1 pseudogene is annotated in these 657 nt (G+C 48.6%); it reads left to right on the plus strand.

Annotated features, from left to right (window positions below):
• Positions 1 to 410 (plus strand): annotated as a pseudogene (locus EXE44_RS21190) (caspase family protein); the annotation flags it as partial.
• Positions 411 to 657 lie beyond the last annotated feature (247 nt).

Genomic DNA, 657 nt, shown 5'->3' on the forward strand with positions numbered 1-657 from the left:
GGATCATCGCCCGCCTGATGAACAGCGGGTTCAACCTCCGGACCGCGCTTCACGTCGCGAAGCGCGAATTGATTACTGGTCACCAGTACATCGTGGTAGGAGACGGGGGGACGACGATCTGTCAGAGTCGGAGTGGCGTCGCATTAGTGCTGAACATGAGTGAGAGTGGTGATGGAATGTGGGACATAACCACAGAGATATATCCCAACGGGACCTATGGCGCTGGTTCGATGAGTTCATTAAATCTTGGACCAGTTGAACAAAATTATTATATTCCCACGAACATCACCACAGCGGAACTAACTATAGATGAAATATCAAAATTCCTACAACTGGAAACAGTCCCAGTATTTTCGGATACCTCGCTGACGTGGAGTGACGAATTTCTGTCTTCTACGGACCAGGAGTAGCCGTTGCCATGTTTGCCGCCGCGGGCGCCGCCTGCGTCAGCAGCAGGAGGGCGGTGAACAGGACGCCGGCCATCTTCGGGTGCTCTGCCACGTAATCTGCCACACTTTCGTGCATATTCAAAAAGTATCAGGATAAATAAATATTAAGATTGTTCTGCGGCTGAATATAGTAGATATTTAAAGTTAAAAATAAATGTATTAAATTGGCAGAGCGGCAGATAAGCGGTATCTATCCAGTACCCGACAT

The organism is Halorubrum sp. SS7 (genome assembly GCF_005435055.1).
Lineage (GTDB): Archaea > Halobacteriota > Halobacteria > Halobacteriales > Haloferacaceae > Halorubrum > Halorubrum salinarum.